The organism is Acidimicrobiales bacterium (genome assembly GCA_036270875.1).
Taxonomy (GTDB): domain Bacteria; phylum Actinomycetota; class Acidimicrobiia; order Acidimicrobiales; family AC-9; genus AC-9.
On the sequence record DATBBR010000051.1, the window covers coordinates 41,306 to 68,302 of the forward strand.

General features: G+C 71.2%; 23 protein-coding genes and 1 riboswitch. Of the genes, 12 read left to right on the forward strand and 11 right to left on the reverse strand.

Annotated elements, in window-relative coordinates; translation table 11 throughout:
* Positions 1–25: 25 nt before the first annotated feature.
* The 3 genes from VH112_06100 to VH112_06110 form a co-directional block, all read right to left on the reverse strand.
* The gene (locus VH112_06100; protein HEX4539802.1) at positions 26–769 is read right to left on the reverse strand and encodes an acetate uptake transporter; all 744 of its coding nucleotides are present in this window, start codon (positions 767–769) and stop codon (positions 26–28) included.
* Positions 770–817: 48 nt separating this feature from the next.
* A complete protein-coding gene (gene acs, locus VH112_06105; protein HEX4539803.1) occupies positions 818–2,806 on the reverse strand; it encodes an acetate--CoA ligase in 1,989 nt (662 codons plus the stop codon).
* A gap of 136 nt (positions 2,807–2,942) precedes the next feature.
* Complete coding sequence (locus tag VH112_06110; protein HEX4539804.1) at positions 2,943–4,403, reverse strand: D-alanyl-D-alanine carboxypeptidase; 1,461 nt, start codon at positions 4,401–4,403, stop codon at positions 2,943–2,945.
* Between the two features lie 121 nt (positions 4,404–4,524).
* Between VH112_06110 and VH112_06115 the strand changes: the two genes are divergently transcribed.
* Positions 4,525–4,977 (forward strand): MarR family transcriptional regulator, encoded by a 453-nt coding sequence (locus VH112_06115; GenBank protein HEX4539805.1) that lies wholly within the window; start codon positions 4,525–4,527, stop codon positions 4,975–4,977.
* On the forward strand, positions 4,977–6,491 hold the full coding sequence (locus tag VH112_06120) for an MFS transporter (GenBank protein ID HEX4539806.1): 1,515 nt from the start codon (positions 4,977–4,979) through the stop codon (positions 6,489–6,491). Before VH112_06115 ends, VH112_06120 begins: the two co-directional genes overlap by 1 nt.
* Here the strand turns inward: VH112_06120 and VH112_06125 are convergent.
* A complete protein-coding gene (locus tag VH112_06125; protein HEX4539807.1) occupies positions 6,386–7,168 on the reverse strand; it encodes a hypothetical protein in 783 nt (260 codons plus the stop codon). The genes VH112_06120 and VH112_06125 overlap by 106 nt on opposite strands.
* Positions 7,165–8,502, reverse strand: a complete 1,338-nt coding sequence (locus VH112_06130) for an acyl-CoA dehydrogenase family protein (GenBank protein ID HEX4539808.1) — start codon at positions 8,500–8,502, stop codon at positions 7,165–7,167. The genes VH112_06125 and VH112_06130 overlap by 4 nt, the downstream gene beginning before the upstream one ends.
* A gap of 37 nt (positions 8,503–8,539) precedes the next feature.
* Between VH112_06130 and VH112_06135 the strand changes: the two genes are divergently transcribed.
* The 5 genes from VH112_06135 to VH112_06155 all read left to right on the forward strand — a co-directional run bounded on the left by VH112_06135 (position 8,540) and on the right by VH112_06155 (position 15,048).
* A complete protein-coding gene (locus tag VH112_06135; protein ID HEX4539809.1) occupies positions 8,540–9,799 on the forward strand; it encodes a CBS domain-containing protein in 1,260 nt (419 codons plus the stop codon).
* A gap of 47 nt (positions 9,800–9,846) precedes the next feature.
* Positions 9,847–10,018, forward strand: a riboswitch (M-box (ykoK) riboswitch).
* A 234-nt stretch (positions 10,019–10,252) separates the two neighbouring features.
* Complete coding sequence (locus tag VH112_06140; GenBank protein HEX4539810.1) at positions 10,253–11,890, forward strand: Nramp family divalent metal transporter; 1,638 nt, start codon at positions 10,253–10,255, stop codon at positions 11,888–11,890.
* 54 nt (positions 11,891–11,944) lie between these two features.
* Entirely contained in the window at positions 11,945–13,261 is a 1,317-nt protein-coding gene (locus VH112_06145) for a glycosyltransferase family 4 protein (GenBank protein HEX4539811.1), read from the forward strand.
* Entirely contained in the window at positions 13,262–13,975 is a 714-nt protein-coding gene (locus tag VH112_06150) for a class I SAM-dependent methyltransferase (protein HEX4539812.1), read from the forward strand.
* Positions 13,972–15,048: a hypothetical protein gene (locus VH112_06155; GenBank protein HEX4539813.1), complete on the forward strand. Its 1,077-nt coding sequence runs from the start codon at positions 13,972–13,974 to the stop codon at positions 15,046–15,048. Before VH112_06150 ends, VH112_06155 begins: the two co-directional genes overlap by 4 nt.
* Here the strand turns inward: VH112_06155 and VH112_06160 are convergent.
* Both VH112_06160 and VH112_06165 read right to left on the reverse strand, forming a co-directional pair.
* Positions 15,013–15,660 carry a class I SAM-dependent methyltransferase gene (locus tag VH112_06160; GenBank protein ID HEX4539814.1) on the reverse strand — a complete coding sequence of 216 codons (648 nt, stop codon included), beginning with the start codon at positions 15,658–15,660 and terminating at the stop codon, positions 15,013–15,015. The two genes, VH112_06155 and VH112_06160, sit on opposite strands and share 36 nt — an antisense overlap.
* 60 nt (positions 15,661–15,720) lie before the next feature.
* Entirely contained in the window at positions 15,721–17,127 is a 1,407-nt protein-coding gene (locus VH112_06165) for a PQQ-binding-like beta-propeller repeat protein (GenBank protein ID HEX4539815.1), read from the reverse strand.
* A gap of 99 nt (positions 17,128–17,226) precedes the next feature.
* Between VH112_06165 and xseA the strand changes: the two genes are divergently transcribed.
* Both xseA and xseB read left to right on the forward strand, forming a co-directional pair.
* Entirely contained in the window at positions 17,227–18,507 is a 1,281-nt protein-coding gene (gene xseA, locus VH112_06170) for an exodeoxyribonuclease VII large subunit (protein HEX4539816.1), read from the forward strand.
* On the forward strand, positions 18,504–18,716 hold the full coding sequence (gene xseB / locus VH112_06175) for an exodeoxyribonuclease VII small subunit (protein ID HEX4539817.1): 213 nt from the start codon (positions 18,504–18,506) through the stop codon (positions 18,714–18,716). Before xseA ends, xseB begins: the two co-directional genes overlap by 4 nt.
* A gap of 13 nt (positions 18,717–18,729) precedes the next feature.
* On the opposite strand, the gene VH112_06180 is transcribed toward xseB, so the two are convergent.
* The 3 genes from VH112_06180 to VH112_06190 are packed head-to-tail and all read right to left on the reverse strand — an operon-like array spanning position 18,730 to position 23,084.
* On the reverse strand, positions 18,730–19,101 hold the full coding sequence (locus VH112_06180) for a hypothetical protein (GenBank protein HEX4539818.1): 372 nt from the start codon (positions 19,099–19,101) through the stop codon (positions 18,730–18,732).
* A gap of 9 nt (positions 19,102–19,110) precedes the next feature.
* Positions 19,111–20,481: an acyclic terpene utilization AtuA family protein gene (locus tag VH112_06185; protein HEX4539819.1), complete on the reverse strand. Its 1,371-nt coding sequence runs from the start codon at positions 20,479–20,481 to the stop codon at positions 19,111–19,113.
* Positions 20,478–23,084 carry a M1 family metallopeptidase gene (locus tag VH112_06190; protein ID HEX4539820.1) on the reverse strand — a complete coding sequence of 869 codons (2,607 nt, stop codon included), beginning with the start codon at positions 23,082–23,084 and terminating at the stop codon, positions 20,478–20,480. The genes VH112_06185 and VH112_06190 overlap by 4 nt, the downstream gene beginning before the upstream one ends.
* Before the next feature lie 78 nt (positions 23,085–23,162).
* Between VH112_06190 and VH112_06195 the strand changes: the two genes are divergently transcribed.
* Positions 23,163–24,179, forward strand: a complete 1,017-nt coding sequence (locus VH112_06195) for an adenosine kinase (protein HEX4539821.1) — start codon at positions 23,163–23,165, stop codon at positions 24,177–24,179.
* Between the two features lie 2 nt (positions 24,180–24,181).
* Here VH112_06195 and VH112_06200 read toward each other — a convergent pair whose 3' ends face one another.
* Complete coding sequence (locus tag VH112_06200; protein ID HEX4539822.1) at positions 24,182–24,796, reverse strand: hypothetical protein; 615 nt, start codon at positions 24,794–24,796, stop codon at positions 24,182–24,184.
* 68 nt (positions 24,797–24,864) lie between these two features.
* Here VH112_06200 and VH112_06205 point away from each other — a divergent pair, with 68 nt between their 5' ends.
* Both VH112_06205 and ychF read left to right on the forward strand, forming a co-directional pair.
* Complete coding sequence (locus VH112_06205) at positions 24,865–25,716, forward strand: glycerophosphodiester phosphodiesterase (GenBank protein HEX4539823.1); 852 nt, start codon at positions 24,865–24,867, stop codon at positions 25,714–25,716.
* A 151-nt stretch (positions 25,717–25,867) separates the two neighbouring features.
* Positions 25,868–26,995 carry a redox-regulated ATPase YchF gene (ychF, locus tag VH112_06210; GenBank protein HEX4539824.1) on the forward strand — a complete coding sequence of 376 codons (1,128 nt, stop codon included), beginning with the start codon at positions 25,868–25,870 and terminating at the stop codon, positions 26,993–26,995.
* Positions 26,996–26,997: the final 2 nt, after the last annotated feature.

The following is a 26,997-nucleotide window of genomic DNA, read 5'->3' on the forward strand; positions in this document are numbered from 1 at the left end:
GTCGACGTCGGCGGCCCTGAGGGTTCTACCGACCTTGGGCGGTGGTCTCGCCGCGGGTCTCGCCGAGGCCGAGGCCCTCGCCTGTCGAGCCGTTCCCTCTGCGCCCCGTCCCGTTGTGGCTGAACTCGAGCGGCCGCGTTGGGAGCACGGTGCGCTTCCAGGTCGCGTTCGTGACCCCGGCGAAGGACGCGTACCAGGCGACGGCGCCGGTGAGGATCCCGACGTAGCCTCCGATCTTCACGATCTGGGTGCTCTGGGCGAGCTCACCGCTGGCCAGGATGGCGAAGGTGACGAACAGGGTGAGGAAGACGAGCGCCACCGCGGCGGTCGTCCTGAGCGAGGCGACCAGCATGTACAAGGTGAAGAAGCCCCAGACAGCCAGGAAGAGCCCCGTGGCCTGAAAGGCCGTGGACTTCGGCAGGCCCGGAACGACGAACCTGGCATAGCCCGCGTAGGCGAGCCAGAACGCTCCGAACGAGGTGAACGCCACTGCTCCGAACGTGTTGTTCCTCACGAACTCCCACATGCCGGCGAGCAGCTGAGCCAGCCCGCCGTAGAAGAGGGCCAAAGGAAGCACCACGGCAGCCAGCGCGGCGGGGATGAGATCGGCGTTCACCACGCTGAGCACCACGGTGCTCATGGCGAAGGCGGCCAGCCCGAGTGGAGCGGGGTCGGCTATCTCTCGATGGGAGAGCAGCCGGGGTCCGGCCGGCTCCTCCTCACGCGTTTCGGGCCCGACCTCGTCGGGTCTCCTCGAGACGTACGCCATTGGTCGTCACCTCTTTCGGTTGTCTATGGGACTCGGTTCCGGGTCGGGTCAGTCCTCCTTGCTGGCGCCGGTGGCCCGTCGGGAGATGTCGTCGATGACGGCCGCGTTGGCGAGCGTGGTGACGTCGCCCAGATGACGGCTCTCGGACACGTCCTTGAGCAGGCGACGCATGATCTTGCCCGAGCGGGTCTTGGGCAGCTCCGGGGTGAACACGATCGAGGCCGGGCGGGCGATCTTGCCGATCTTGGTGGCCACGTGCTCCCGCAGGGTGGCGATGAGCGGCTCGTCACCCTCGACGTCGCCCTTGAGGCTCACGAATGCGGCGATGGCCTGCCCGGTCCGCTCGTCCATGCGGCCGATCACCGCCGCCTCGGCGACCATCGGGTGGTCGACGAGGGCAGACTCCACCTCCAGGGTGGAGATCCGGTGCCCGGAGATGTTCATGACGTCGTCGACCCGCCCGAGCAGCCAGAAGTAGCCGTCTTCGTCCCGCTTGGCGCCGTCGCCCGCGAAGTACACCCACCGGTTGGCCTTCGGATCGCTGAAGCGGCTCCAGTAGGTCTCGACGAAGCGGTCGGGGTCCTTGTAGAGGGTGCGCAGCATCGCCGGCCACGGCCTGGTGAGAACCAAATAGCCACCGCCGCCGAGCGGCACGCTGGCTCCCTGATCGTCCACCACGTCGGCACCGACGCCCGGGAAGGGGAAGGTCGCCGATCCGGGGCGGGTGGTGGTCACGCCCGGGAGCGGAGTGATCATGATCATGCCCGTCTCGGTCTGCCACCAGGTGTCGACGATGGGGCACCGCTCCCGGCCGATGACGGTGTGGTACCAGATCCAGGCCTCAGGGTTGATGGGCTCGCCCACCGTTCCCAGCAGGCGCAGGCTGGACAGATCGTGCTTCTCGGGGTACTCGGGTCCCCACCTGATCATGGTGCGGATGGTCGTCGGCGCCGTGTAGAGGATCGTCACCTTGTAGCGCTCGACGATGTCCCAGAACCGGTCCTTGTCGGGGTAGTTCGGCACGCCCTCGTACATCACGCTCGTGCACCCGTTGGCCAGGGGCCCGTAGACGATGTAGCTGTGCCCCGTCACCCATCCGACATCGGCCGCGCACCAGTAGACGTCGGTGTCAGGGTGGATGTCGAAGACAAGGCGGTGCGTCGTCGCCGCGCCGACCAGGTAGCCGGCCGTGGTGTGCACGATGCCCTTGGGCCTGGCCGTGGTGCCCGAGGTGTAGAGGATGTACAGCATGTCCTCGCTATCCACCTCGGTGGCTTCGCGGCTGTCCGGCTGTCCGGCGACGACGTCGTGCCACCAGACGTCGCGACCCTCGGTCATGACCACGTCCTGACCGGTGCGACGCAGCACGACCACCGTCTCGATCGACGGGCAGTCCGCCACGGCGGCGTCGGCGTACTCCTTGAGCGGGAAGGTCGCGCCGTTGCGCCACGAGCCGTCGCACGTGACGAGCGCCTTGCACTCGGCGTCCTGGATGCGGTCCCTGAGGGCCTCGGAGCTGAAGCCGCCGAACACGACCGAGTGCGGCGCGCCCAGCCGAGCGCAGGCGAGCAGGGCCACCGGCAGCTCGGGGACCATGCCCATGTAGATGGCGACCCGGTCGCCCTTGGTCACGCCCCGGTCGGCCAACGCGTTGGCGAGCCGGCACACCTCGGCGTGGAGCTCGGCGTAGGTGATGACCCTTCGGTCGCCGGGCTCACCCTCCCAGTAGTAGGCGACCTTGTCCCCGGCCGACTCGAGATGGCGATCGAGGCAGCTCTCGGTGATGTTGAGCTTGGCGTCGACGAACCAGCGGGCGAAGGGGGGGTTGGACCAGTCCAACACCTGACGATGCGGCCGGCGCCACGCGAACTGCTCTGCCTGGCGGGCCCAGAAGTCCTCGAACCTCTCCGCTTCCTCGTAGATGGAAGGAGAAGAGACCAGCGCACGGCGGACGAACTCCTCGGGTGGAGGAAACTCGCGTCGCTCGCTCAGCAGCGCTTCGATGGTGCTGGTGACGTCACGACTCGGGTCCGACATCGTCACCTCCAGGGTCGGCGGCGTGGCCCTCCTGGTCTACGTCATCGACCGCAGCATCGATAGAAATACCCGGGGGCATCCGGTCCCAATCCGGGCCGGGCCGGGCCGGCGAAACCGGCGGGCGCCGCCGTGCGAGTCAGCCGCCGGGAAAGGCGGCGAGGGCGGCCACGACGCGCTGCTCCACGTCGGCCAGGTTGCCGGGCCCGTTGAGGATCAGGGCGAAATGGATCGGGTGGCCCAGGTCGAGCACCCCGGCCATGGCCGCCACGCCAGCTATGGAGCCGGTCTTGGCTGCGAGGTGGCCCTGGAGCGGCGTGCCGGCCCACCGGTTGACGAGCGTGCCCGACAGCCCGGCGACGGGCAGACCGAGGGCGATGGCGTTCAGCTGCGGCCCCGTGCTCGGGCCGGCCTCCGCGGCCGGCGGCGACGTGCCCCGGTCGATGGACGCCAGGAGGGCGTCGCAGGTGGCCCGGTTGTCGTGGCTGAGTCCCGACCCGTCGACCAGGCTCGTGCCCACGGTGGGGATGCCGAGGCCCCGATCGACCTGGGTCACGGCCCGCAGCCCGGCCGCCGTGCTTCCGTCACCCTCGAGCCGGCGACCGAGCTCCAGGGTCAGCATCTCGGCGGTGTGGTTGTCGCTCGCTCGGAGCATGGCCGCCACGATCTGGCCCAGGGGTGGCGACTGGACGCTGGCCAGCACCGATCCCTGTGGGGCGACGGCGTCAGGCGCCGGCACCGGTGGAGCGGCGACGCCCCTCAGGGCGAGGAGGTGGGTCAGCTCGCCAGCGGCAACGGCGGGTGGGTCGGCCGCGGGGACGTACCTGGTCGTGAAGCCCTGCCAGCCCTGGTTCAGGTCGAGCGCGCTCAGGGGGCTGGCGTTGCCGTCGGCCACATCGGCCGGGGTCCACTGTGGAAGCAGTCGCACACCCGACAGGCGTGAGTCGTCGCCGTGGATGCCTCCCGGCACGCTGCGCACGCCCGCCGCCGCCAGCTGGTCGGCGAGGGACTCGAATGGGGTCGTGGGCTGGCCCGCGTAGCGGCGATCCTTTGTCCACGTGGCGGCGTAGTCCGCGGTGGCCAGAACCGGGTCGCCCGACCCGACCAACCAGAGCTGGCTCACGGCGCCGTCGCTCGGGGGCCCAGGGCCGAGCGCCGTGGTCTGGAAGCGGTAGTCGGGACCGAGCACGGCGAGCGCCGCTGCGGCCACGAGAAGCTTCTGGGTTGAGGCCGGCGCGAACGGGGTGGCGCCCTGGAGGTCGGCCACTCGGGTGGCGCCGTCGCTGGCGACGGCGCAGCCCGGTGTCCCTCCGAGGGCCGCCGCCAGCTGGCTCTGCAAACGGATCGCGGCCGGCGTCGGCGGCGGGGGCAGGGGCGTAGTGGTGGCGGGGGCGGCCACGCCCGGCACCGCGGCGGCCCCGAGGGCGGTGATGGCCCGGCTCCGCACCCCAGCTCGAGCCACCGGCTCGGAGCCCGAATGCAGGTAGATCCATCCCGAGGCGGCAGCGGCTTGCAGCACGGCCAGGCCGGCCAGCAGCGGGAGCATCCGCCGGAGCGGTCCTCCTCGGGGCACCACCCGCCGTGCGTCGGCACCGTTCACCGACTGTGAACTACGCCGGTGACGAGCGGCTCCCCTGCCGAGAGCCCCTTTTCGGACATAGGGCACCCGGCTGGAAGAAGGGGACCGGGATAGTTTGCTTTGCTAATTAAACTGGCTGGTGATGAAGACAGCGCACCCGGTCACGACGGTCGATGGCGATGCCGAGCTGGCGGCGCGCCTGCGTCTCGCCGTCAACAGGCTGGCGCGGCGCCTGCGCCACCAGGGGGAGACCGGCATCAGCCCCTCACAGCTGTCCGCCCTGGCCACCGTCGACCGGTCGGGACCGATGACCCTGGGGGACCTCGCCGCCGTCGAGCAGGTCCGGCCCCCGAGCATGACGAGGATCGTGTCCCGCCTCGAGGGGGGCGGCCTCGTCGACCGCCAGGCATCCGAGCAGGATCGTCGAGTCGCCCGGGTGCGGGTGACCGCGGCCGGCCGGCAGCTGCTCCAGCGCAGCCGGACGCGCAAGGACGCTTACCTGGCCCGCCGGCTGCAGACCCTCGACGCCGCCGATCGGGCCCTGATGGGGGAGGCTGTCGCCGTCCTCGAGCGGATCCTGGAGCGCGGCGAATGATGAGCGTCAAGGAGACGACGGTTCGGACCTTCCGCTCGCTGGGCGTGCGCAACTACCGGCTGTACTTCGCCGGGCAGGTCGTGTCCGTGAGCGGCACCTGGATGCAGCAGGTGGCGCAGGCCTGGTTGGTGCTGCGGCTCACCAACAGCGGGGTCGCTCTGGGGACGGTCACGGCGCTGCAGTTCCTTCCCGTGTTGCTCGGTGGCGCGTGGGGTGTGGTCATCGCCGACCGCTTCGACAAGCGCCGAGTGCTGTTCGGGACCCAGGCGACGGCGGGACTGCTGGCGCTGGTCCTGGGCCTGCTCACCCTGAGCGGCGACATCCAGCTCTGGATGGTGTACGTGCTGGCCGCCGCCCTCGGTTGCGTCAATGCCGTGGACAACCCGAGCCGCCAGGCCTTCGTGCACGAGCTCGTCGGTCGGGCCGACCTGCCCAACGCGGTGAGTCTCAACAGCGTGCTGATGAACGCGGCGCGGGTCATCGGTCCCGCCCTGGCGGCCGTCTTGATCGTCACCGTGGGCATCGCCCCCTGCTTCCTCATCAACGCCGCCTCATACGTCGCGGTCATCGTCGGGCTCGCCTTGATGCGTCGCGAAGACCTCCTCGGCACGGGCACCGTCGCCAGAGCCAAGGGGCAGCTGCGGGCGGGCCTCCACTACGCCTGGTCCACGCCCGAGCTGCGGAACCCGTTGCTCCTGATGGTGGTCATCGGCACGCTGGCCTACGAGTTCCAGGTCACGCTGCCGCTGCTGGCGAAGTTCACCTTCCACGGTGGTGCCGGCGCCTATGGGCTGATGACCTCGTGCATGGCCGCCGGAGCCGTGGTCGGGGGGCTGGCCGTGGCCAGCCGGGAGCGTCCCACGTCGATGGGCCTGACGAGGGCGGCGCTGGCCTTCGGCCTGCTGATCCTCGGCGTCGCCGCCGCGCCCACCCTCGCCGTCGAGGTCGTGGTCCTCGTCCTCATGGGCGGGGCCAGCATCGCGTTCATCGCCATGTCGAACTCCACGCTGCAGCTGCGCGCCGACCCGGCCATGCGCGGCCGCGTGATGGCTCTGTTCGCCGTCGCGTTCCTGGGGAGCACTCCTATCGGCGCCCCCGTGGTCGGCGCCGTGGCGCAGGCCTGGGGGCCGCGGGCCGCTATCGCCATCGGCGGTGTCGCAGCCCTGGCGGCGGCGCTGGTCACCGCCGGTCGCCCACTACGGGCGGTCGTGTCGCGCGCCGCGGCGGACGCTCGCGGCGAGCACGGCGACCACGGCCAGTGGCAGGAGCACCGCGGCCGCGACTCCGAGGCCGGCGAGGGCGGCAGCCAGGCCGATGACGACCAGAGCCCCGACCGCCAGCTCGGGAGTGTCGCCGACGAGGAAGTCCCACCAGAACCGGCCGAAGGCCTGGAGGGCGCGACCAGCGGTCACGGTGACCGCACCTCGGCCGTTGCTCCGAGCCGGGCTTCCGGGCCCGTCGCCAGCCGGGATCGGCGCAGCCACGCCACGAGACCGAACGTGACGGCGCCGTAGAGGGCTATGAGTGCGAGGATCGAGAGGTCGGTCCCCGGCCAGTCCACACCCATCCCCTCCCCGGTCCAGAAGGTCCCGAAGCTGACGAGCATGATCCCCACCACCATCTTCAGGGTGTTCTCGGGCACCTCGACCAGCCGGCGGGCCAGCACCAGGCCCGCCAGTCCCACCGCCAGGGCCGCCGCCGCGGCACCGGCTGCCGCCAGGCCCAGGCGCCCGGACGTCGTTCCCAGCGTGAGCACGATCATGACCACCTCGAGTCCTTCGAGGAGGACCCCCTTGAAGGCGACCGTGAACGCGGTGGCGTCGCGCCGCCGGCCCGTCGCCCTGGGGATCCCGGACAGCTCCTCGACCTGCCGGCGGTAGATGGCGTCCTCGTCGTGGAGGGCCTTGAGACCGCTGGCCCGCAGGATCGCCTTGCGCAACCACTGAAGGCCCAGCATCAGCAGCAGCCCGCCGACGACGACGCGCAGCACGTCGAGCGGCACGTAGCGCACGAGGGCGGGCCCGAAGGCGGCCACGACCACGGCCAACGCCAGGAGGGCTGCGCCCGCACCCTCGAGCGCCGATCGCCACCCGCGGCTCACCCCCGCAGCCAGCACGATCGTCAGGGCCTCGACCATCTCGACGGCGCTGGCCGCGGCCACGGCCAGCACGAGGAGGACTGCGCTGGTCACGCGGCGCCCGTGCCGGACCCTGCCGTCGCCTTCGACGCTCCGCCGGGCCCCGTGGGAGCCTTCGGCTCTCTGCCGGCCCCGGTCGCCTTCGGCTCTCTGCTGGCCCCGGTCGCCTTCGGCTCCTTGGGCAGACCGAGCACCCGCTCGCCCACGATGTTGCGCTGGATCTCGGCCGAGCCGCCCCAGATGCTCTCCGAACGGGAGAAGAAGAATGAGGCCTGGAGCGGGCTGACGGGATAGCCCGGGGTGCCTCGGCGCCGGCCGACGCCCGGGACGAACTCGTCGTCGGTCGACCCGGTGAGGATCTGCCCGTGCATGCCCAGGATGTCGATGGCCAGCTGCATCGCCTCCTGGTGGTACTCGGACCAGAACATCTTGTTGGTCGCGCCCAAGGCCGCGGTGGAGCTGTCGCCCTTGAGAACCGACGTCAGCGTCCGCAGGCCGTTGATCTGCATGATCTTGACCTTGCTCCACGCCCGGGCCAGGTCCTGGCGCACCAGGGGATCGGCGGCCCGCCCGTTCTCCTGGGCCAGGCCGACGATGTGCTCGAGCTCCTTCTGGAACCGGCGGTGGCTGGTCGTGGCGGACGTGCCCCGCTCGAACCCGAGCGTGGTCATCGCCACCTTCCAGCCGTTGTTCACCCCGCCCACCACGTTGTCGCGCGGTGCTCGCGCGTTGGAGAAGAACACCTCGTTGAACTCGGCCGACCCGTCGATCTGCTTGATGGGTCGGACCTCGACGCCTTCTTGGCGCATGGGCACGAGCAGGTACGAGATCCCGGCGTGCTTGTCCACGTCGGGATCGGTGCGTGCCAGCAGGAAGATGTAGTCGGCGTACTGGGCCTGGGTGGTCCACACCTTCTGGCCGTTCACGACCCACTCGTCGCCGTCCAGCTCGGCTCTGGTCTTGAGCGAGGCCAGGTCCGACCCCGCATCCGGCTCGGAGAACCCCTGGCACCAGGAGATCTCCCCGGACAGGATCTTGGGGAGGAACTCCTTGCGCAGCTCGTCGGTTCCCCACTGCAGGATGGTGGGACCCACCAGCGTGTCCCCGAAGAAATCGGCCCGCATCGGGGCTCCAGCACGGTCGAACTCCTCGTTCAGCACGACCTGCTGCATCGTCGTCAGGCCCTTGCCGCCGTACTCCTCCGGCCAGGAGGCGCAGATCCAACCGCCCTGGCGGAGCTTGTCGGGCCACTGCTCGTTGAACGCCCGGCGCTCCTCGCTGGACATGGCGAAGTCGGGGTCGCCCCAGCCGGCCGGAAGGTTCGACTGGAGCCAGGCGCGGATCTCGGCGCGGAACTCCTCGGCCTCGGGCGGGTAGGTCAGCTCCATGGTCCGAATGTAGTGCCCCGGTAGTACGCTGCCCGTAGTGGCCACGCAGGTTCTCCACCTGTCGACGGTGGTGAAGAGCCCACTACTGGATCGGGCCGGCGAGAAGCTGGGCCGGATCGAGGACCTCATCGTGCGTCTCGGCGAGGACGGAGGATACCCACCGATCACCGGGGCGCTGGCCAGGATCGGTGGCCGGGAGCTGTTCGTGCCCATCGACCAGATCGCCGGGATCGAGTCGGGCCGGGTCCAGCTCCAGGGAGACCGGCTGAGCCTGCGGCGTTTCGAGCGGCGGCCAGGTGAGGTGCTGCTGAACCGTGACCTCGCCGCTCGCCACCTCATCAACGTGGTGGGCGCTCGGCTGGTCAGGGCCAACGAGATCGAGCTGGCCTGCATCGACGGCAGGTGGGCCGTCGTCGGCGTCGACACCAGCGCCCGACCCGTGCTGAGGCGACTGCTGCCTCGTCCACTTCGCCGCCGGGTCGAGCCCGGTCCAATCCTCGACTGGTCCAGCATCGAGCCCTTCGTGAGTCACGTGCCGACGGCTCGTCTGCGGCTGACCCATCGCAAGCTGGCCCGCCTTCATCCCGCGCAGATCGCCGACCTGGTCGAGGCGGCCTCTCACGACGAGGGCGAGGAGATCATCGAGGCCGTCGGGCAGGACCGGGAGCTGGAGGCGGACGTCTTCGAGGAGCTCGACCCCGAGCACCAGCAGGAGTTCGTGAAGGCCCGCTCGAACGCCGAGGTTGCCGAGCTCCTGGCCAAGATGGCGCCTGACGACGTCGCCGACTTCATCACCAATCTCGACCAGGAGCGCCGATTGCCGGTCCTCGAGCTCCTGCCGTCCGACCTGCAGCGCAAGGTGCGCTCACTGCTCAGCTACAACCCCGAGACCGCCGGCGGCCTCATGAGCCCCGACTTCCTCGCCGTGTCCCACGCGACACCGGTCGGCGTCGCCCTCGATCGTGTTCGCACCACCGACATCCCACCCGACGCTCTCGAGGTGGTCTACGTCACCGACGACGAGGGGTGCCTCTGCGGTCTGGCGCCGCTGGCGGCTCTGGTGAGAGCGGACCCGTCCCTCCCTCTCGACGCCCTGGCCGAGCACGAGCCGGTCATGATCCGGCCCGACGCCGACGTCCACGAGGTCGTGCGCAAGATGACCGACTACAACCTCAGCGTGTTGCCGGTCGTCGACGATTCGTGCCACATGATCGGACAGATCACCGTGGACGACGTCCTCGAGCTGCTCCAACCCAGCGGCTGGAAGGGCGATTTCGGGCTCTCGGCGGCGGACTGAGCCTGCCGACTCGGCGGCAGCGGCTGCTATCCTCGACGAGCAAGCCAGTCGCGCCTCGTTCGGTGAGGTGGCTGCTCAGACACAGGCCACTGACCCCACCTGTCGAGAGACACTCCGGGTCAGACCAGGTCACTCCGGCTCAAGGGGTGACCCAAAGTGGCTGGCCCTTCTGGGGCTTACGCTGGGCAGTGCCAAAGCTCTGACGAGTAGGGGTGCACCGGGGCCTCTCGGGCCGCGGCGAGTCCGGCGCCCACCGGACGTCACTCCTGTGGGGTGCGCTGGGTCGTGGGCCGGACGAGGAGCAAGCGCTGTACGCCGACAGTTGGTTACGAACCGCCTTGGCGCGCGCTACCTGACGTAGGTCGCGAGGGCTCGGCTACGTAGCCGGGTGGCCTGAGGGTGGGCGCGTCGAGGTTCGCCCGACGTGTCCTGACGGAGGAGGTCACCTGCGCCATGGCTGAGGAGATCCGCGCCCCAAGGGTGCACACGGCCTCGCCGGTCCTCGACGAGGCCCACACCGGTCAGATCCGTGGCGCCCTCGGCACCATCGGAGAGCAGGACCTCGCGCCACGCCGGTCGCTGCGGGCGCGACTGCTGACCCTGGCTGCGATCGTCGGACCCGGCCTCATCGTCATGGTGGGCGACAACGACGCCGGCGGCGTGGCCACCTACTCCCAGGCCGGGCAGAACTACGGGACCAGCCTGCTGTGGACGCTCCTGCTGTTGATCCCGGTCCTGATCGTCAACCAGGAGATGGTGGTGCGGCTCGGGGCCGTCACTGGCGTCGGCCACGCCCGGCTCATCATCGAGCGCTTCGGCCGGTTCTGGGGCGCCTTCTCCGTGGGCGACCTCTTCCTCCTCAACTTCCTCACCATCACGACCGAGTTCATCGGCGTCAGCCTGGCTTTCAGCTACTTCGGGGTGAGCAAGTACGCGGCCGTGCCTGTCGCCGCCGTCGCACTCATCGCCATCACCGCCAGCGGCAGCTTCCGGCGCTGGGAGCGGTTCATGCTGCTGTTCGTCCTCGTGAACTTCCTCGTCATCCCGCTGCTGGTGATGAGCCATCCGCAGGCGGGACCCATTGTCCGGGATACCTTCGTCCCGGGGATCCAGGGCGGCATCAGCTCGGGAGCCGTGCTGCTCATCATCGCCATCGTGGGCACGACGGTGGCCCCCTGGCAGCTGTTCTTCCAGCAGTCCAACATCATCGACAAGCGCATCACTCCGCGGTGGATCAACTACGAGCGGGCCGACACGGTCATCGGCTCGTTCGTGACGGTGATCGGCGCCGGGGCCCTGGTGGTGACCACGGCCTTCGCCTTCCAGCACACGTCTCTCGCTGGTCATTTCAGCGACGCCTTGGGGGTGGCCGACGGCCTGGCCCGACAGCTCGGTCGCACCGCCGGCGACCTGTTCGCCATCATCCTTCTCAACGCCTCGATCATCGGCGCGGCGGCGGTCACGCTGTCGACGTCCTACGCCTTCGGCGACGCCTTCGGCACGCGCCACTCGCTCCACCGCGGCATCCGTGAGGCCAAGTCCTTCTACGCCAGCTTCGCCCTCATCGTGGTGTTGGCGGCCAGCATCGTGCTCATCCCCGGTGCTCCGCTGGGGCTCATCACCACGTCGGTCCAGGCCCTGGCCGGGGTGCTGCTTCCGTCGGCCACCGTCTTTCTGCTGCTGCTCTGCAACGACCGCGACGTCCTGGGGCCGTGGGTCAATCGCCCTTGGCTCAACGCCGTCGCCACTGTCATCGTGTCGGTGCTCCTGATGCTGTCGCTGACCCTGATGACGACCACGGTCTTCCCGGGCATCGACGTGCCCCTGCTGGTGCTGGTGCTCGGCGCCGTGCTGGTGGTCGGCCTGGCTGCCGGCGGGCTGGCGGCGCTCTGGACTCGCGCCAGCCGCCCGGCGCCCCCCGCGGCCGAGGCGCCCAGGCGGGAGACGTGGCGCATGCCGCCGCTGGCCCTGCTCGGCCGGCCGGTGTGGTCGCGCGGGCGGCGGGCGGCGATGATCGCGCTCTGGGTCTACCTTGCCCTGGCCGTCATCCTCCTGCTGGTGAAGACGATCCAGCTCGGCCTCGGACACTGAGACGCGCCGGCCCTGTTTGCGCTGTTGCCCCACCTCAGGAGAGGCTCTCCCGTCATGCATGAGTCTCCCCGACGGCTTCGGATCGCGTTCCTCGCCTATCGGGGCAACCCGCATTCGGGGGGCCAAGGTGTGTACACCCGGTATCTCACCAGGGAATTGACCGCCCTCGGCCACCATGTCGAGGTGCTCGCCGGGCCCCCGTACCCGATCCTCGACGACGGCGTGCCGCTCGTCGAGGTGCCCAGCCTCGACCTGTACCGTCAGCCCGACCCTTTTCGGATCCCCCATCCCCGCGAGGTGCGCAGCCGCATCGACGTGCTCGAGTTCGCCCTCATGTGCACCGCCGGGTTCCCCGAGCCGCTCACCTTCAGCTTGCGGGCGCGGAAGGTCCTGGCCGGGCGTCGGGACGACTTCGACATCGTCCACGACAACCAGTGCCTGGGCCGGGGCCTGCTGGGGATGATCGAGGACGGCTGGCCCATCGTCGCCACCGTGCACCACCCGATCACGGTGGACCGCGACCTGGAGCTGGCCCATGCCCACAGCCTCCGCCGCCGGCTGATCCTGAGGCGCTGGTACGGGTTCGTCGGGATGCAGCTCGAGGTCACCCGCCAGCTTCCCCGGGTCGTCACCGTCTCGGCGTCGTCGAAGTCCGACATCGTCGAGCACATGGGTGCCGAGCCGTCCCGGGTGTCCGTGGTGCCGGTCGGCGTGGACGACGAGCTCTTCCGCCCCCTGCCCGGCGTCGCCCGGGTGCCCGGCCGCCTGATGACCACCGCCAGCGCCGACGTACCCCTGAAGGGCCTCGTCCCCCTGCTCGAGGCCCTGGCCAAGGTCCGCACCGAGCGGTCTGCCGATCTGGTCGTCATCGGCGAGCCCCGCTCCGCCAGCAGGGTCGGCGCCACGATCAAGCGCCTCGGGCTCGAGGACGCGGTGCGCTTCGTGAGCAAGGTGAGCGACGAGCGCCTCGTGCAGCTGTACGCCGAAGCCGAGGTGGCCGTCGTGCCCTCGCTCTACGAGGGCTTCTCGCTGCCCGCCATCGAGGCCATGGCGTGCGGTGTGCCGGTCGTGGCCACGACCGGCGGGGCGCTGCCCGAGGTGGTAGGTGCTGACGGTGTCACCGGCCTGCTGGTGCCGCCGGGCGATCCCGGCGCGCTGGCCATGGCTATCGGCACCGCGCTGGACCAACCCGGGCTGCGGGCCCGGATCGGTGCCGCCGGCCGGGCCCGCGTGCTCGAGCGCTTCACCTGGGCCGCCGCCGCCCGGGCGACGGTCGAGCAGTATCGGGCCGTCCTGGGCGCGAACGCGCCTGCGGATGATCTCTCCGGCCGGCCTCCCGGGCCGGCCCGAGACGGCATCGGCGGCATCTGAGTGCTCTCCGTCGACTACGACCGGCTGGGCCTGCGCGCGGGCGAGCGGCTGCTCGACCTCGGCTGCGGCGGCGGCCGCCATGCCTACGAGGCGATGCGACGGGGGGCGCGGGTCACGGCGCTCGACGCCAGCGAGGCCGAGCTGAAGGACGTGTCCTCCTTTGTGAGCGAGATGACCGGCCAGGGCGACGTGGGAACGGACGGCAGCGGCGCCGTGGTGTGTGCCGACGGTCTGGCGATTCCGTTTCGCGACGGCAGCTTCGACCGCGTGATCGCCGCCGAGGTGCTCGAGCACGTCCCCGCCGACCAGGTCGCCATGACCGAGCTCGCCCGGGTACTGCGTCCCGGCGGTTCGCTCGCTGTGACCGTCCCGAGGTTCGGCCCCGAGGCCGTGAACTGGGTCCTGTCGGAGGCGTACCACTCGGTCGAGGGCGGCCACGTGCGCATCTACCGTCGCTCGTCCCTGCTCAGTCGCCTGCGCCGGGTCGGGCTCAAGCTCCGCGCTTCCCACCACGCCCACGCTCTGCACTCGCCCTACTGGTGGCTCCGGTGCGCTGTCGGTGTCGACCGCGACCAGCACCCGCTGGTGCGCGCCTACCACCGCCTGCTCGTGTGGGACATCGTGCAGGCGCCCGTTCTCACCAGGGCCGCCGACCGTCTCCTCAACCCCTTCCTCGGCAAGAGCCTGGTCCTCTACCTGGACCGCCCGGCATGAGGGCGGTCTCGGTTCCAGAGGTCCCAGGGGTCCTGAGCGCGCCAGACGTGGTGGCCACGGCGGAGTCCATCGCGGCCGTCCAGCTCGCCAACGGCATGATCCCGTGGTTTCCCGGCGGCCACGCCGACCCCTGGAACCACGTCGAGGCGGCGATGGCCCTGTCGATCGGCGGACTGACGGCCGAGGCCGAGCGCGCCTATCAGTGGCTGATGGATACCCAGCATCCCGACGGCTCGTGGTGCATGTACTACCTCGAGGCGGGCGTGGAGCAGCCCCGGCGCGATACCAACGTCTGCAGCTACCTCGCCGTCGGCGCCTGGCACCACTTCCTTCAGACCGGCGACCGGGGGTTCCTCGAGTCCCTCTGGCCCGTGGTGACGCGCGCCCTCGAGTTCGTGCTGGGTTTCCAGCAGCCGGGCGGGGAGGTCCTGTGGTCGGTGGAGCCCGACGGCACGCGGGGGCGGTACGCCCTCCTGACCGGCTCGTCATCGGTGTACTTCAGCCTTCGGTGCGCCGTCGCTGCCGCCGAGCAGCTCGGTCTGGAGCGGCCGGACTGGGAGCTGGCGGCCGGGCGACTCGCGCACGCCGTGGCCTTCTGCCCCGAGGCCTTCGAGCCCAAGGACCGCTGGGCGATGGACTGGTACTACCCGGTCCTCTCCGGCGCCCTGGTGGGCGGGCCTGCCCGGGCCCGCATGGCCGAGCGGTGGGCGCAGTTCGTGATGGACGGACGCGGAGTTCGCTGTGTCTCTGACCGGCCCTGGGTCACAGCCGCCGAGACGGCCGAGTGCGTCATGGCCCTCGATGCATCGGGTCTGCGGGACGACGCCCTGCGGTTGTTCGACTGTGTGCAGGCCTTCCGCCACGACGACGGCTCCTACTGGACTGGCTGCGTCTATCCGGAGGACGTGCACTTTCCGGGCGGGGAGCGCAGCACCTACACGTCGGCGGCCGTGGTGCTGGCGGCCGACACGCTGGCGGGGACGGGTTCTACGGCCGGGCTGTTCCGGGGGGAGGGACTGCCCGCCGGCTTGGACCTCTCAGATCCCGTCGGCGACCCGACGCGCAACCCGTAGGCTGCCGCACTCGCTCTCCTGGGCGAAGGCGCCGGACGCCAGAGCCCGAGACCACAGCTCGAACGGCGGACGGCCCCCGTCGGCTGGGTCCGGGAACACGTCGTGGATGGCGAGCAGGCCGCCTTTGGCCACGTGGGGGACCCAGCCTCGGTAGTCGGCCCATGCCGGTTCCTCGCCGTGGCCGCCGTCGATGAAGACGAGCGAGAGCGGGGTGCGCCAGTGGGCCGCGATCGTCGGGGAGTCCCCGACCAGGGCGACGACCTCATGCTCGAGGGCGGCCTCCGCCAGTGTCCTGCGCCAGGTCGGGAGGGTGTCCATGCGCCCCGTAACGGGGTCGACCAGCGTGGGATCGTGATGCTCCCAACCGGCCTGGTTCTCCTCCGAGCCGCGGTGGTGGTCGAGGCTGAACAGCACGCTCGCCCCTTGGCGGGCGGCGGCGCCCAGATAGATGCTCGACTTACCGCAGTAGGCACCGACCTCCAGCAGGGGGCCAAGCCCGGAACCCGCGGCGCTCACGCCCATGTGGAAGAGCTCGAGACCCTCGCCGTCGGGCATGAAGCCCTTGGCCGCCCGGGCCAGGGCCAGCAGGTCGTCCGGCATGCTCGGTGCCATCGGGCTCAGCTTGTCGGGAGCGGGAGAACCGCGTCCATCCCGGCGCCCGCCCGGCGAGGCTCACTCGGCCAGGGCCACCAGCTGACCTCCGGCGGCGACGTAGAGCTGTCCACCGCCGCTGCCCGGCGTGGCGAAGTGATTGACCCCCCCGACGTGGACGCGCGCTCGGACCGCGCCTGTGGCGAAGTCCAGCGCGACGGCGTCGCCCGGGTTGCGGTCCAGCGCCCAGAGCGTGGCGCCGGCCACGATCGCCGGTCCGGTGGTGAGGGAGGCGACCCTCCAGGCAACGCTGAAGCTGGGTTGCCCGCCGCTGTCGAGGCGGAGAGCGACCAGCCCGTCCTCGCACGACACCACGATCAGCGGCGCGCTGTATGTCGTCGCCCCGAGGGCGCTGCCGCAGACTTGACCCGAGTACGCCTGTCCGCCGATCCCCCCGAGGTGGTCGGCACGTAGCAGGTAGCCGACGCCGGCCTTGCCGATCTGGAAGACGAGGCCCCCGCCCACCTGGAGCGGGGCGGTGGAGCCCAGGTCTGTGTCCTCCGCGTTGAGCTGTGGCGAGTTGATTGGTGTGAACGAGTCGAGCTGGTGGAGATCGGGCGACAGCCGGATCACCGAGTTGCCCCCGTCGTAGCCCGTGGTGGCGCTGCCGTTCCCGGTGGCAACCAGGAGGGTGCCGTCGGGTGCCACCGCCGCACCCGGCGGCGCCCAGATGGCACCCTGGCGCTGGGACGGGACCTGGTACACGAGCAGGGGATTGGTGGGCGTTCGGGCGTCCGCCCCGACCAGGTAGCCGTGGTAGGCGCCACAGTCTCCGAACAGCCCGCCGAATGGCACGTAGACGCGCCCGGCCGACAGCGTGAGCGCGCCCCGCTGTTGCTCGACGCGCGGGTCGGCGCCCTGGGGGTCGACGGCCGTCCGGGAGCGGACGGCCCCATTCGACAGGTCGAGCGCGGCCAGCACGTGCCGGCCCGGGCGAACGAAGGCCACGACCCACACGGTCCCGGTTGAGGAGTCCACGACGGGCGTCCCGGTGATGCCGCTGGGGTCGATGTTCCCGCATGGGAGGTCGCTGCCGGCCATGGGCTGTCCCAACGTGGTGGACCACAGCACCCGGCCGGTGCCGGCCTGCACGGCGAGGACCGTGTCGTGCTCGGTCGCGACCACGACCCGGTCACCCACCGAGAGGGGCTCGGCGTACACGTCGCCCGAGACCGGGGTGGACCACCGGCGCGCCGGAGTGGCGAAGGCCGGGGCGCCAGGATCGACGCCGGCGCGCCGCGCGTCATGGTGGTACGTCGGCCAGTTGCCCGGCGCCAGCGTCGGCGCCGGGCGGGCGAGGGTCGGGGACGGTGCCGCGGCCCGGGGGGTCGAGCTGCAGCCGGCGAGCAGCACGGCGCCGCTGGCGACGACGACGATGGTGGAGCGGGGGCCGGCACGGATGGCGGCGAGGGCGCGGCGGATCGGCACGGCCCATCATCGCTCCTGCTCGCTGCGAGCTGGCAGTCAGGCCCGCCGGGCCATCATCAAGGCCGGTTGACAGAGCCACCCTTTACCATTGGCGGCTGCATGGAGATGTTCCCCGCCGAGCGAGCCCCCGCCGTCAGGCGTCTCAGCCTCGTCCGCCTGAGCTCGGAGATCGCCCGGTCGGTGGCGACCGTGGGCCAGGTCGCGGTCGAGGGAGAGGTCGTCCAGCCGGGCACGTCGCGCTCTGGCGCCGTGTACTTCACCCTCCGGGACCGAGCCGCCCAGATCACGGTGGTGTGCCCGCGGGCCCGCCTCGGCCGGTGCCGCACGGTCCACGGCGAGCGGGTGTGCGTGACCGGCACGCTCGGCTATGTCAACGAGCGGGGGCTGCTGCAGCTGTTCGCCGACGAGGTGACGCCGGTCGGCGAGGGGGCGATCCTGGCGGCCATCGCCGACGTACGCCGGCGACTGACGGCTGAGGGCCTGCTCGATCGGGCCCGTCGGCCCCTGCCGTTGTTGCCGGCCGCCGTCGGTGTCGTGTGCGGTGCCGACGCCGCCGTCCGCGCCGACATCGAGTCGGTGGTCGCCGCCCGCTTCCCCGGCTACCCGGTCGAGTTCGACGAAGTGGCGGTATCGGGACCCGGCGCTGCGGAGGCGGTCGTCGGCGCGTTGCAGGCCTTCGACGCGACGCCCACCGTCGAGGTCGTCATCCTCGCTCGGGGTGGCGGCGATCCGGCGTCGCTGCTTCCGTTCAGCGACGAAGAGCTGTGCCGGGCGATCTGCGCCTCGACGACGCCGGTCGTGTCCGCCATCGGCCACGACCGCGATCGCCCCCTGTGTGACGAGGTGGCCGACTGGCGCTGCGGCACGCCGTCGCTCGCCGCCACGGCAGTGGTGCCCGACGCGGTCGCGCTGCGGGCGCACCTCGACCGGCTGCTGGAATCGGTGCACGCCTCGTGCGCCCAAGTGCTCGCGGTGGGTGGCGATCGTCTCGATGCGGTCGACCTACCCGCCGCGCTGCGCTCGGGCGTGACGACCGCGGTGGAGCGGCTGGACCGGGCCGACGGCCGTCTGCAGCTCGTCGACCTGGGCCGCCGGGTTGCGGATGCCGCTCTGCGGTTGGCGTCGGTCGACTGGCGCTCCCCGTTGGCGCGTCGGCTGGCCGCCCTCGATGGGGACCTCTCCGGCCGCCGCCGCACCCTCGACGCACTTGATCCCACGCGGGTGCTGTCTCGGGGCTACGCCATCGTGCGCACCGCCGACGGCAGCGTCGTGCGCAGCCCCGCCCAGGTCACCCCCGGCGAGGAGCTCGACCTCGCTGTCGCACGGGGCGGCATCCGGGCCACCGTCAGCGACACGCCGAGCGACAGTGACGCCCCGTGACCCATACCGACGATCTCGCTGCCCTCACCTACGAGGAGCTGGTGGAGAAGCTCGAGGACCTCACCCGGCGGATCGCCTCCGGTGAGGTTGGCATCGAGGAGGCGTCCGAGCTCTACGAGCGAGCCGGCGCGATCCACCGGCTGGCGGCCGAGCGACTGGCCCAGGTGCGGGCGAGGATCGAGCGCCTGGACGGCACCTCGCGCGACTAGGCGCCGTCGCTGCCTAGGGAACGACCGGCCGTCGCCGCGGCGCGCCTGCCGCCACCTCAGCCGGCACCTCGATCTCCATCCGCAGCAAGGCGCCACCCAGGGTCTTGCCCAGGTTGTCGGAGCGGAGCGAGCGGGGGCCGCCACCGCCCAGGGCGCGCTCCATGACGAAGTTGAGGGCGAGCACGTTCGCCGCCTCGTACCGGCGCACCTGGCCGAGCACCATCGGGCCGAAATGGCGCTTGACCCGATCCGCCGTCACCGCGGCGCGGATCGCGTCGTAACCCGCCTCGTCGTAGGCGAACAGGGCGACGTTGGAGATGTCCCCCTTGTCCCCGGCCCGGGTGCCGCAGAGGTCGCGCAGCTGGATGCGGCCAACGTCAGCCACGGGCGACCGTCACACCTCGACCATCTCGACGGCGACGCCGGGATCCACGGCGGCCTTGTCGACCAACGCGGGCCACAATCCCATCAGCTGGGACGATCCGCCTCCCATGCCCCGGCCGGTGCCGGCGAGACCCCAGGGGGGCGCCGACAGCGCCATGGGAGCCATCTCCCGGGCGACCCGCGCCGCCGTCGCCTGGTCCCCACAGCGCCAGGCCAGGCGCACGATCACCTCAGGCGCCTCGTCCGCCCCGTCGAGCGGGACGGTCGGGCCATGCAGCGCGTTGACGCCCCAGTACTCCTCGAGCCAGTCGTCGACGACGTGACCCGCCAGCTCCACCCGCCGGCGGAAGATCGCCGCCGCCGCCCGAGCCTTGGCATAGGCGTCGGGCCACGAGAAGGCCACTCGGCTCTCCCCGCTCCATCCGTAGGGATAGGTGAACAGCACCTTGTAGGTGGGAGTCGCGGCCGAGCCCCGGACGCCGGACAGACGGACGCGGTCGCGTCCCAGGTCGTCGACCGTCACCGAGGTGAAGTCGGCGACGACGTCGGGCGTCAGGTAGGCGGCCGGGTCGTGCACTTCGTACAGCAGCTGATGGCGCACCGTGTCGAAGTCGACGCGCCCACCCGTGCCGTTCGCTTTGGTCAGCACCGCGGTCCCGTCGGCTTCGCACTCGGCGATCGGGTAGGCGAAATTCCAGGGCTCCGGTACCGTCCACCACTCCCCGGAGAGATTGCCGCCCGTCGACTGCCCGGAGCACTCGCACAGGTGGCCGACGACGATGCCGGCAGCCAACCGGTCCCAGTCGTCGTCGGCCCAGCCGTGCTCGTACACGAGGGGAGCCAGGAACAGCGACGGATCCGCGCTGCGGCCGGTGATGACCACGTCGGCACCCTGCTCCAGGGCCGACACGATGGGCCCCGCACCGAGGTAGGCGCTGGCGAACAGCAGGTCGCCCGGAAAGGCCGACCACGGCTCGCCCGTCTCGGCGTTGGCCAGCGAGGTGCCCGACCCAAGGAGATCCTTGACCCGGCCCGTGAGGTCGTCCCCGACCACGGTGGCGATGCGGATGCCGCTGATCCCGAGACGCTTGGCGGTCTCGACCGCAGCCCGACCGGCACCGACGGGGTTGATGCCGCCGGCGTTGGTGATGACCTTGGTCCGCCGGTCGGCGACGTAAGGGAGCGCGATGGACAGGTAGGCCGGGAGGTCCCGCGTGTAGCCGAGGGCCTCGTCGCGCTGGCGGTCCTTCTGGAGGATGGCCATGGTGAGCTCGGCCAGCGCTTCGAGGCAGAGGTAGTCGACGCCAGCCTCGAGCAGCGTGCGGGTGGACCCGACGTGGTCGCCGTAGAAACCCTGTCCGCCCGCGACGGTGACGGTCACGTCGCCGGCCCTGCCTGGCGGGCGAGATCGAGGAGGCCGCCGAGACCAGGCGCCTCCCGGGCCGCGAACGCCTGGTTGACGTCGAGCCGTTCGAGCGTCTGCTGGAGGGTCCGCTGCCCGCTCCGCAACGGGTGGGCGGCGAAGAAGGCATGCACGTCGGCGGCCAGCTCCGGCGGCCGCCAGAGGGCGCTGACTCCTTCCACCATGCGCGGGATCGTGTTGTCCGGAAGGCGCGCCAGCAGCTCCTCCCACCGCTCCTTCACGAAGGCCCACGCCTGCGGGCCGCCCGTCCGGTTCCCCAGCAGGATCTGGATGAGGAACGGGGCGTTCTGGGTACGCACCTCGGACCGTGAGAGCTCGAGGGTCCGAGCCACCAGGTCGGCTTCCTCGAACCGGGCCAGGGCGTACATGTACCGCAGCTCTTCCTGGGGCGTGCGGGGATGGCGAAAGCGATCCAGGAAGGCGTCGTACTCGGCCGCGCCACCAGTGGACGCCACCACGGACACGATCGCTCCCGCCAGCTCGGGGTCGAGGGGAGCCTTGTCGGCCAGGAAGTCTGCGTGCAGCCGTGCCGACCGCTCGCGCACCTCGAAGTCCCCGCCGATCGTCCCGAGGGCCTCCAGCAGGGTGGACCTGAGAGTGCCGGTGCGCTCGCCCTCGCCCGGCTTTCGCTCCCAACCGACCGACCTGAACGCGGGCGTCAGCAGGAAGCGCACGAAGGCCTCCGATTTCGCCCGCTCCTCGTCGGTCACCACCCGATCGAGGAAGCCGAGAGCCGCCACGACCACAGCCCATACGTCAGGGTCGCGCTCGGACCGCAACCCGCCCGCCAGGTCGACGAAGTCCGCCACCTCGGTGAGCCCCGCCAACGAGGAGGCCCAGGCGTCGCTGACGAGGTTGAAGCGCTCGAGGGCGTCGAGGCGGCCGAGATCGGCGGTGAGCCGGGCCTGCAGGTCGCTGCCGTAGCGCACCCGGTAGAACCCCCAGCCACCGGCGTTGGCCACGACCCACTCGACCGGTCCTGAGAACGACGCCGTGACGCCGCCCTCGTCGAGCAGGACGCGCTGGTGCTCGACCTCGCCGTTCACGCCCGCCCGGAGCAGGACCGGGACCCGCCAGCCCGAGCCGATGGCGTCGGTGCCCGCCCGGTCAGGGAGGTAGCGAAATGGGCGCTGGTCCAACACGAGGGCCTGGTCCCCGTCACTCGGGGTGACGGTCACCACGGGGTGGCCGCCCTGGAAGATCCAGGAGTCCATCGTCGTGCGCGCCGGCTCACCGCTGGCCGCCTCGATGGCGTCCCACAGGTCGGTCGTCTCGGCGTTGCCGTGGCTGTGGTCGGCCAGATAGCGACCGATGCCCGATCGGAAGGGCTCCGCGCCGAGGTAGCGCTCCAGCATGCGCAGCACGCCGGCGCCCTTCTCGTAGGTGAGGATGTCGAACATGCCCTCGGCCTCTTCCGGGCGTGCGACCGGGAACTCGATCGGACGCGTCGAGGGAAGGCCGTCGGTGCGCATCGCTGCCGCTCTCGACAGCCCGAAGGTCACCCACCGGTGCCAATCGGGACGAAAATCGTCGACGCACAGCATCTCCATGAACGTGGCGAAGGCCTCGTTGAGCCAGAGGCCGTTCCACCACCTCATGGTCACCAGGTCGCCGAACCACATGTGGGCGATCTCGTGGGAGATCACGTCCGCGACCCGCTCCAGCTCGACCCGCGAGGCGGCAGACGGGTCGATCAGCAGGACCGACTCCCGGAACGTCACCGCCCCCAGGTTCTCCATGGCGCCGAAGGCGAAGTCGGGTAGGGCGATCAGGTCCAGCTTGTCGCTCGGGTACGGGATCCCGAACCATCCCGAGAAGAACCGCAGCGCGTGGGCGCCGACCTCGAGCGCGAATCCCGTGAGGTGGTCCTTTCCCGGCACGTAGGCGATGCGGAGGGGGACGCCGTCGACGTCGACCGGGTCTGTCAGGTCGAGTGGGCCGACCACGAAGGCCACCAGGTAGGTGGACATGGGCATGGTGTCGGCGAAGCGCACCCTGCGCCGCCCGTCGCCGAGGTCGGTCTCCTCGACCGGGGCCGTGTTGGAGATGGCGGTCAGACCGCCGTCGGCGTCGAGGCTGATCGAGAAGACGGCCTTGCGATCGGGCTCGTCCCAGCACGGAAAGGCGCGGCGAGCGTCGGTCGCCTCGAACTGTGTCGTGGCGATGACGCGCGATGTCCCGTCGAGCTCGAAGGTGCTGCGGTAGAAGCCCCGCAGCTTGTCGTTGATCGTCCCCGAGAACCTGGTCCGCAGCGTCCACGGGCCCGGCGTCGCCTCGGCCGACAGAGCGATCGCGGCGCGCCCGGACTCCTCCTCCAGCTCGACACGCCCGGACAGCACCGATCCGGTATCGCTGACCAGATCGGCCGACTCGATGGCGAGCTCCAGGGCGTTGAGAATGATCTGCGAGGTGGCCTCGTGGACGACCACCTGCACCTGTTCCTCGCCTCTGAACGTGGCGCGGTCGAGGTCGGGGGAGATGACGAGCTCGTAGCGACGGGGCTCGACGTTGCGGGGGAGGCGGTGGGACGTCTCCCGCTCTTCCGAGGTCTGCTGGGTCACAGCGGGAGGCTAGTGGCAGCCGGCCGGATCGGCGGCCGAGCAGTCCGGGGCCCGAGCCGCTCAGGCTAGGGTCGCCGGGTGCCCGCCCGCCCCGACTCCACTGGAAGCGCCTTCGACATCGCGACCATAGGCAACGCCCTCGTCGACGTGCTGGCGCCTGTGGACGAGGACATGGTGACGGAGCTGGGACTCGTCAAAGGCACGACCGCACTGGTGGACCTGGCCGAGGCGGAGCGCCTTTACGCCGCCGCCCAGCCGATCGTCGAGGTGGCCGGCGGCTCCGCCGCCAACACGGCCGTCGGCGCAGCCAGCCTCGGGAGCCGGACCGCCTTCGTCGGCAAGGTGGCCGACGACCGCCTGGGTCGGCTGTTCGAGGCCGACATCAAGGCGGCCGGTGTCGACTACGCCACTCCGGTGGCGGGCGACGGGGCCATGACGGGACGGTGCCTGTCGATCGTGACTCCGGACGCCGAGCGCACCATGTGCACCTACCTGGGGGCGGCGGCCCAGCTGCGGACCGAGGACGTCGACACGGAGCAGCTGCGGCGAGCCCGAGTCACCTACCTCGAGGGCTATCTGTGGGACCTGCCCGACGCCGAGGCGACGCTCGGCGAGGTCATGGCCCGGGTCCACCGGTCGGGAGGCCTGATCGCCCTCAGCCTGTCGGACCCGTTCTGCGTCGAGCGCCACGGCGAGGCGTTCCGCAAGCTCCTCGGAAACCAGGTCGACATGCTGTTCGCCAACGAGGCCGAGATCACTCTGCTGCTGGGCGTGGACGACATCGAGGGGGCAGCGGAGGCGATCCGTCCTCTCGGGATCCTCGCCGCCCTGACGAGGGGAGCGAACGGATCGACGGTCGTGAAGGACGACGAGCGCGCCGACGTCGAGGCCCGTCCTGTCGAGAAGGTGGTCGATGTCACGGGGGCCGGGGACCTGTACGCCGCCGGCTTCCTCCATGGCCTGACCCATGGCGTGGGCCTGGCGACGTGCGCCCGGCTAGGGAGCCTGGCGGCGAGCGAGATCATCAGCCATCTCGGCGCTCGTCCCGAGGTGCCGCTGCGTCCGCTGGCTCAGGAGGCCGGCCTGCTGCCCTGAGGTCAGTGGTCGGCTTCGTCGCCGATCTGGCCGGGCGGCAGGAAGCTCAGCTCCAGGTCGCCCAGGCGGACCAGAGTCGAGGACACCCACCGGGCCAGGGCGCCCACGTGGGTGTCGAGGGACGACGGGTCCTCGAGCACGGTCTCGTCGAGGCGGTACGTCCCCTCGTAGGAGATCTCCACCGCGGCGCGGGGCTGGTCGTTGTTGCGGTCGAACGCCTGCTCGACCGTCAGGCCGCAGCGGTCCAGGACGTCGGTGCCCATGGCCGGGCCCTCGCGGGGCAGGGCGGCGACGACCGTCGCCGGCTCGGGCGCCGTGGCCAGGCGCTGGATGCGCAGCGCGATCTCCACCAGCATCTCGGGCTGGTCGTCCGGCGGCTCGCCGATCGACCAGGAGCGGTAGGCGCTCTGGCTCCACGTGGGCCAGTCCAGGCTGATGTCGGCCCTCACCCGCGGCAGGGTGCCCTCGCCCGGCAGGCTGTAGGACGTCTCCCACGACAGGTCGCCGAGCAGCACGTCGACCTGGAACCGCTCTTCGACGGCCTGCCGCTCCAGCAGCGCCTCGGAGAAGCTCGTGCGCATGGCCGCGATGACATCGAGAAATACGTGATCCAGCATGCCGAGGACGAGGCTATCGGGCCGGACAGCCGGGGAGCAGGCGAGCAGGGGTGGGGTACGGTCGGAGCGTGGGCAACCCGTGGCTGGAACGGCGAGTGCTCGCCTACGCCCACCGGGGCGGGGCCCGCGAGTGGCCCTCCAACACCATCCTGGCCATGCGCCGGGCGCTCGCAGCCGGTGCCACGGCGCTCGAGATGGACGTGCACCCGACGGCCGATGGCCACCTGGTCGTCTCACACGACCCGACCGTGGACCGCACCACGAACGGGTCGGGCGCCATCAGCTCAATGACGCTGGCCGAGGTCCAGGCGCTCGACGCCGCCCATTGGTTCGTGCCCGGCCACGAGGTGGCGCCGGGTCGACCGCCCGACGACTACCCCCTCCGTGGTCGCGCCCCCGACGACGTCGAGCTGCGGATCCCCACCCTGAGGGAGGTGCTGGAGGCGTTCCCGGGGGTGCTGCTCAACATCGACATCAAGCAGACGGCACCGAGCGTGGAGCCCTACGAGGACGCCCTGGCTCGCATGCTCATGGACCACGACCGCTCCGACGACGTCATCGTCACATCGTTCCATGACGCGGCCTTGGTGGCGTTCTCGGCGGCGGCTCCCCAGATCGCGACCGCAGCCGGGCTCCTCGCCGTGGCGGGGTTCTGGCGAGCGGTGCAGGACGGCGTCGCCTCGCCACCGATCGCGCACGCCGCCATCCAGGTGCCGGCCGAGTTCGAAGGCGCGACCGTCGTCGACGAGCCGTTCGTCCGGTCAGCCCATGCCGCCGGCGCCGCCGTTCACGTGTGGACGATCGATGACCCGTCCGAGATGGTGCGGCTGGCCGCCCTCGGGATCGACGGCATCATGTCGGACCTGCCCTCGGTGCTGGCGTCCACTCTCGCCGAGCTCGGCGTGGCCTGGGCGCCCTAGCGAACCGCGCCCAGCCCGCGGGGCGTCTCAGCCCCGTCCGGCGTTGGGCCGCTTGCCGTGGTTGGCCTTCTTCTTGCGCGTCGTCCGGCGCTTGACAGTCTTCTTGGACACGACCCCGGCAACACTAGTCGAGCGGAGTAGCCTCGGCGCGGTGGAGCGCCTCGGTCTGGTCGGTCTACCCAACTCCGGCAAATCGGCGCTGTTCAACGCGCTGACCGGGGGAAGCGCCGCCGTGGCGCCCCATCCGTTCTCCACGACCCAGACCACGGTCGGCGTGGCCCAGGTGCCCGATTCGCGCGTGGAGGAGCTGGCCAGGATCAGCAAGAGCCGCAAGATCGTCCACACCACGGTCGAGGTCGTCGACATCGCCGGCCTGGTTGCGGGGGCGGCGACCGGCGAGGGTTTGGGCAACCGCTTCCTCGCCGGCATCCGCGAGGTCGACGCCCTGTGCCTCGTGCTGCGGGCGTTCGAGGACCCGGGGGTGGTGGGCGACTCCGACCCGGTCGGCGCCCTGGGCGTGCTGGAGCTGGAGCTCGTGCTGGCCGACCTGGCCACGGTGGAGGGCCAGATCGACAAGCGCCGCAAGGTCGCCCGCACCGATCCCTCGACGGCCGGCGAGCTCGCCGCCCTGGAGGCCGCCCTCGAGTCCCTCCAGGCGGGCGTGCCCGTCTACCGCTCCGCGCTCGACGCCGAGCAGCGGGCGGCCCTGGGTCCGGCGTTCCTGCTGACCAACAAGCCGGTGCTGGCCGTCGTGAACCTGGGCGAGGACCAGGTGGGTGACTCCGACGAGCTGGTGAAGCGGGTCGCCACCGAGATGGCCGCGGGGGCGGAGGCCAGCCCGGGGGGCTGGTCGGGGAACCGACCGCCGGCGCGTAGCGGCGAGGTGCTGGGTGTGAGCGTGCAGCTCGAGGCCGAGGCGGCCCGCCTGGATCCGGCCGAGCGCACCGAGCTGCTCGAGGGCCTGGGTCTCGGTGAGGGCGCCCTTCCCCGGGTGGCCCGAGCCGCCCACCACCTGCTCGGGCGGCGAACGTTCCTGACCACGGGCGACGACGAGTCTCGTGCGTGGACGTTCCGAGCCGGTGCCCGAGCGCCCGAGTGCGCCGGGGTGATCCATTCCGACCTTCAGCGGGGCTTCATCCGCGCCGAGGTGATCCGTTGGGACGAGCTGGTCGAGCTGGGTTCGTGGAACGCGGCCAAGAGCGCCGGTCGTCTCCGGGTCGAAGGAAAGGACTACGAGGTGGCCGACGGGGACGTGCTCGAGATCCGGTTCAACGTGTGAGG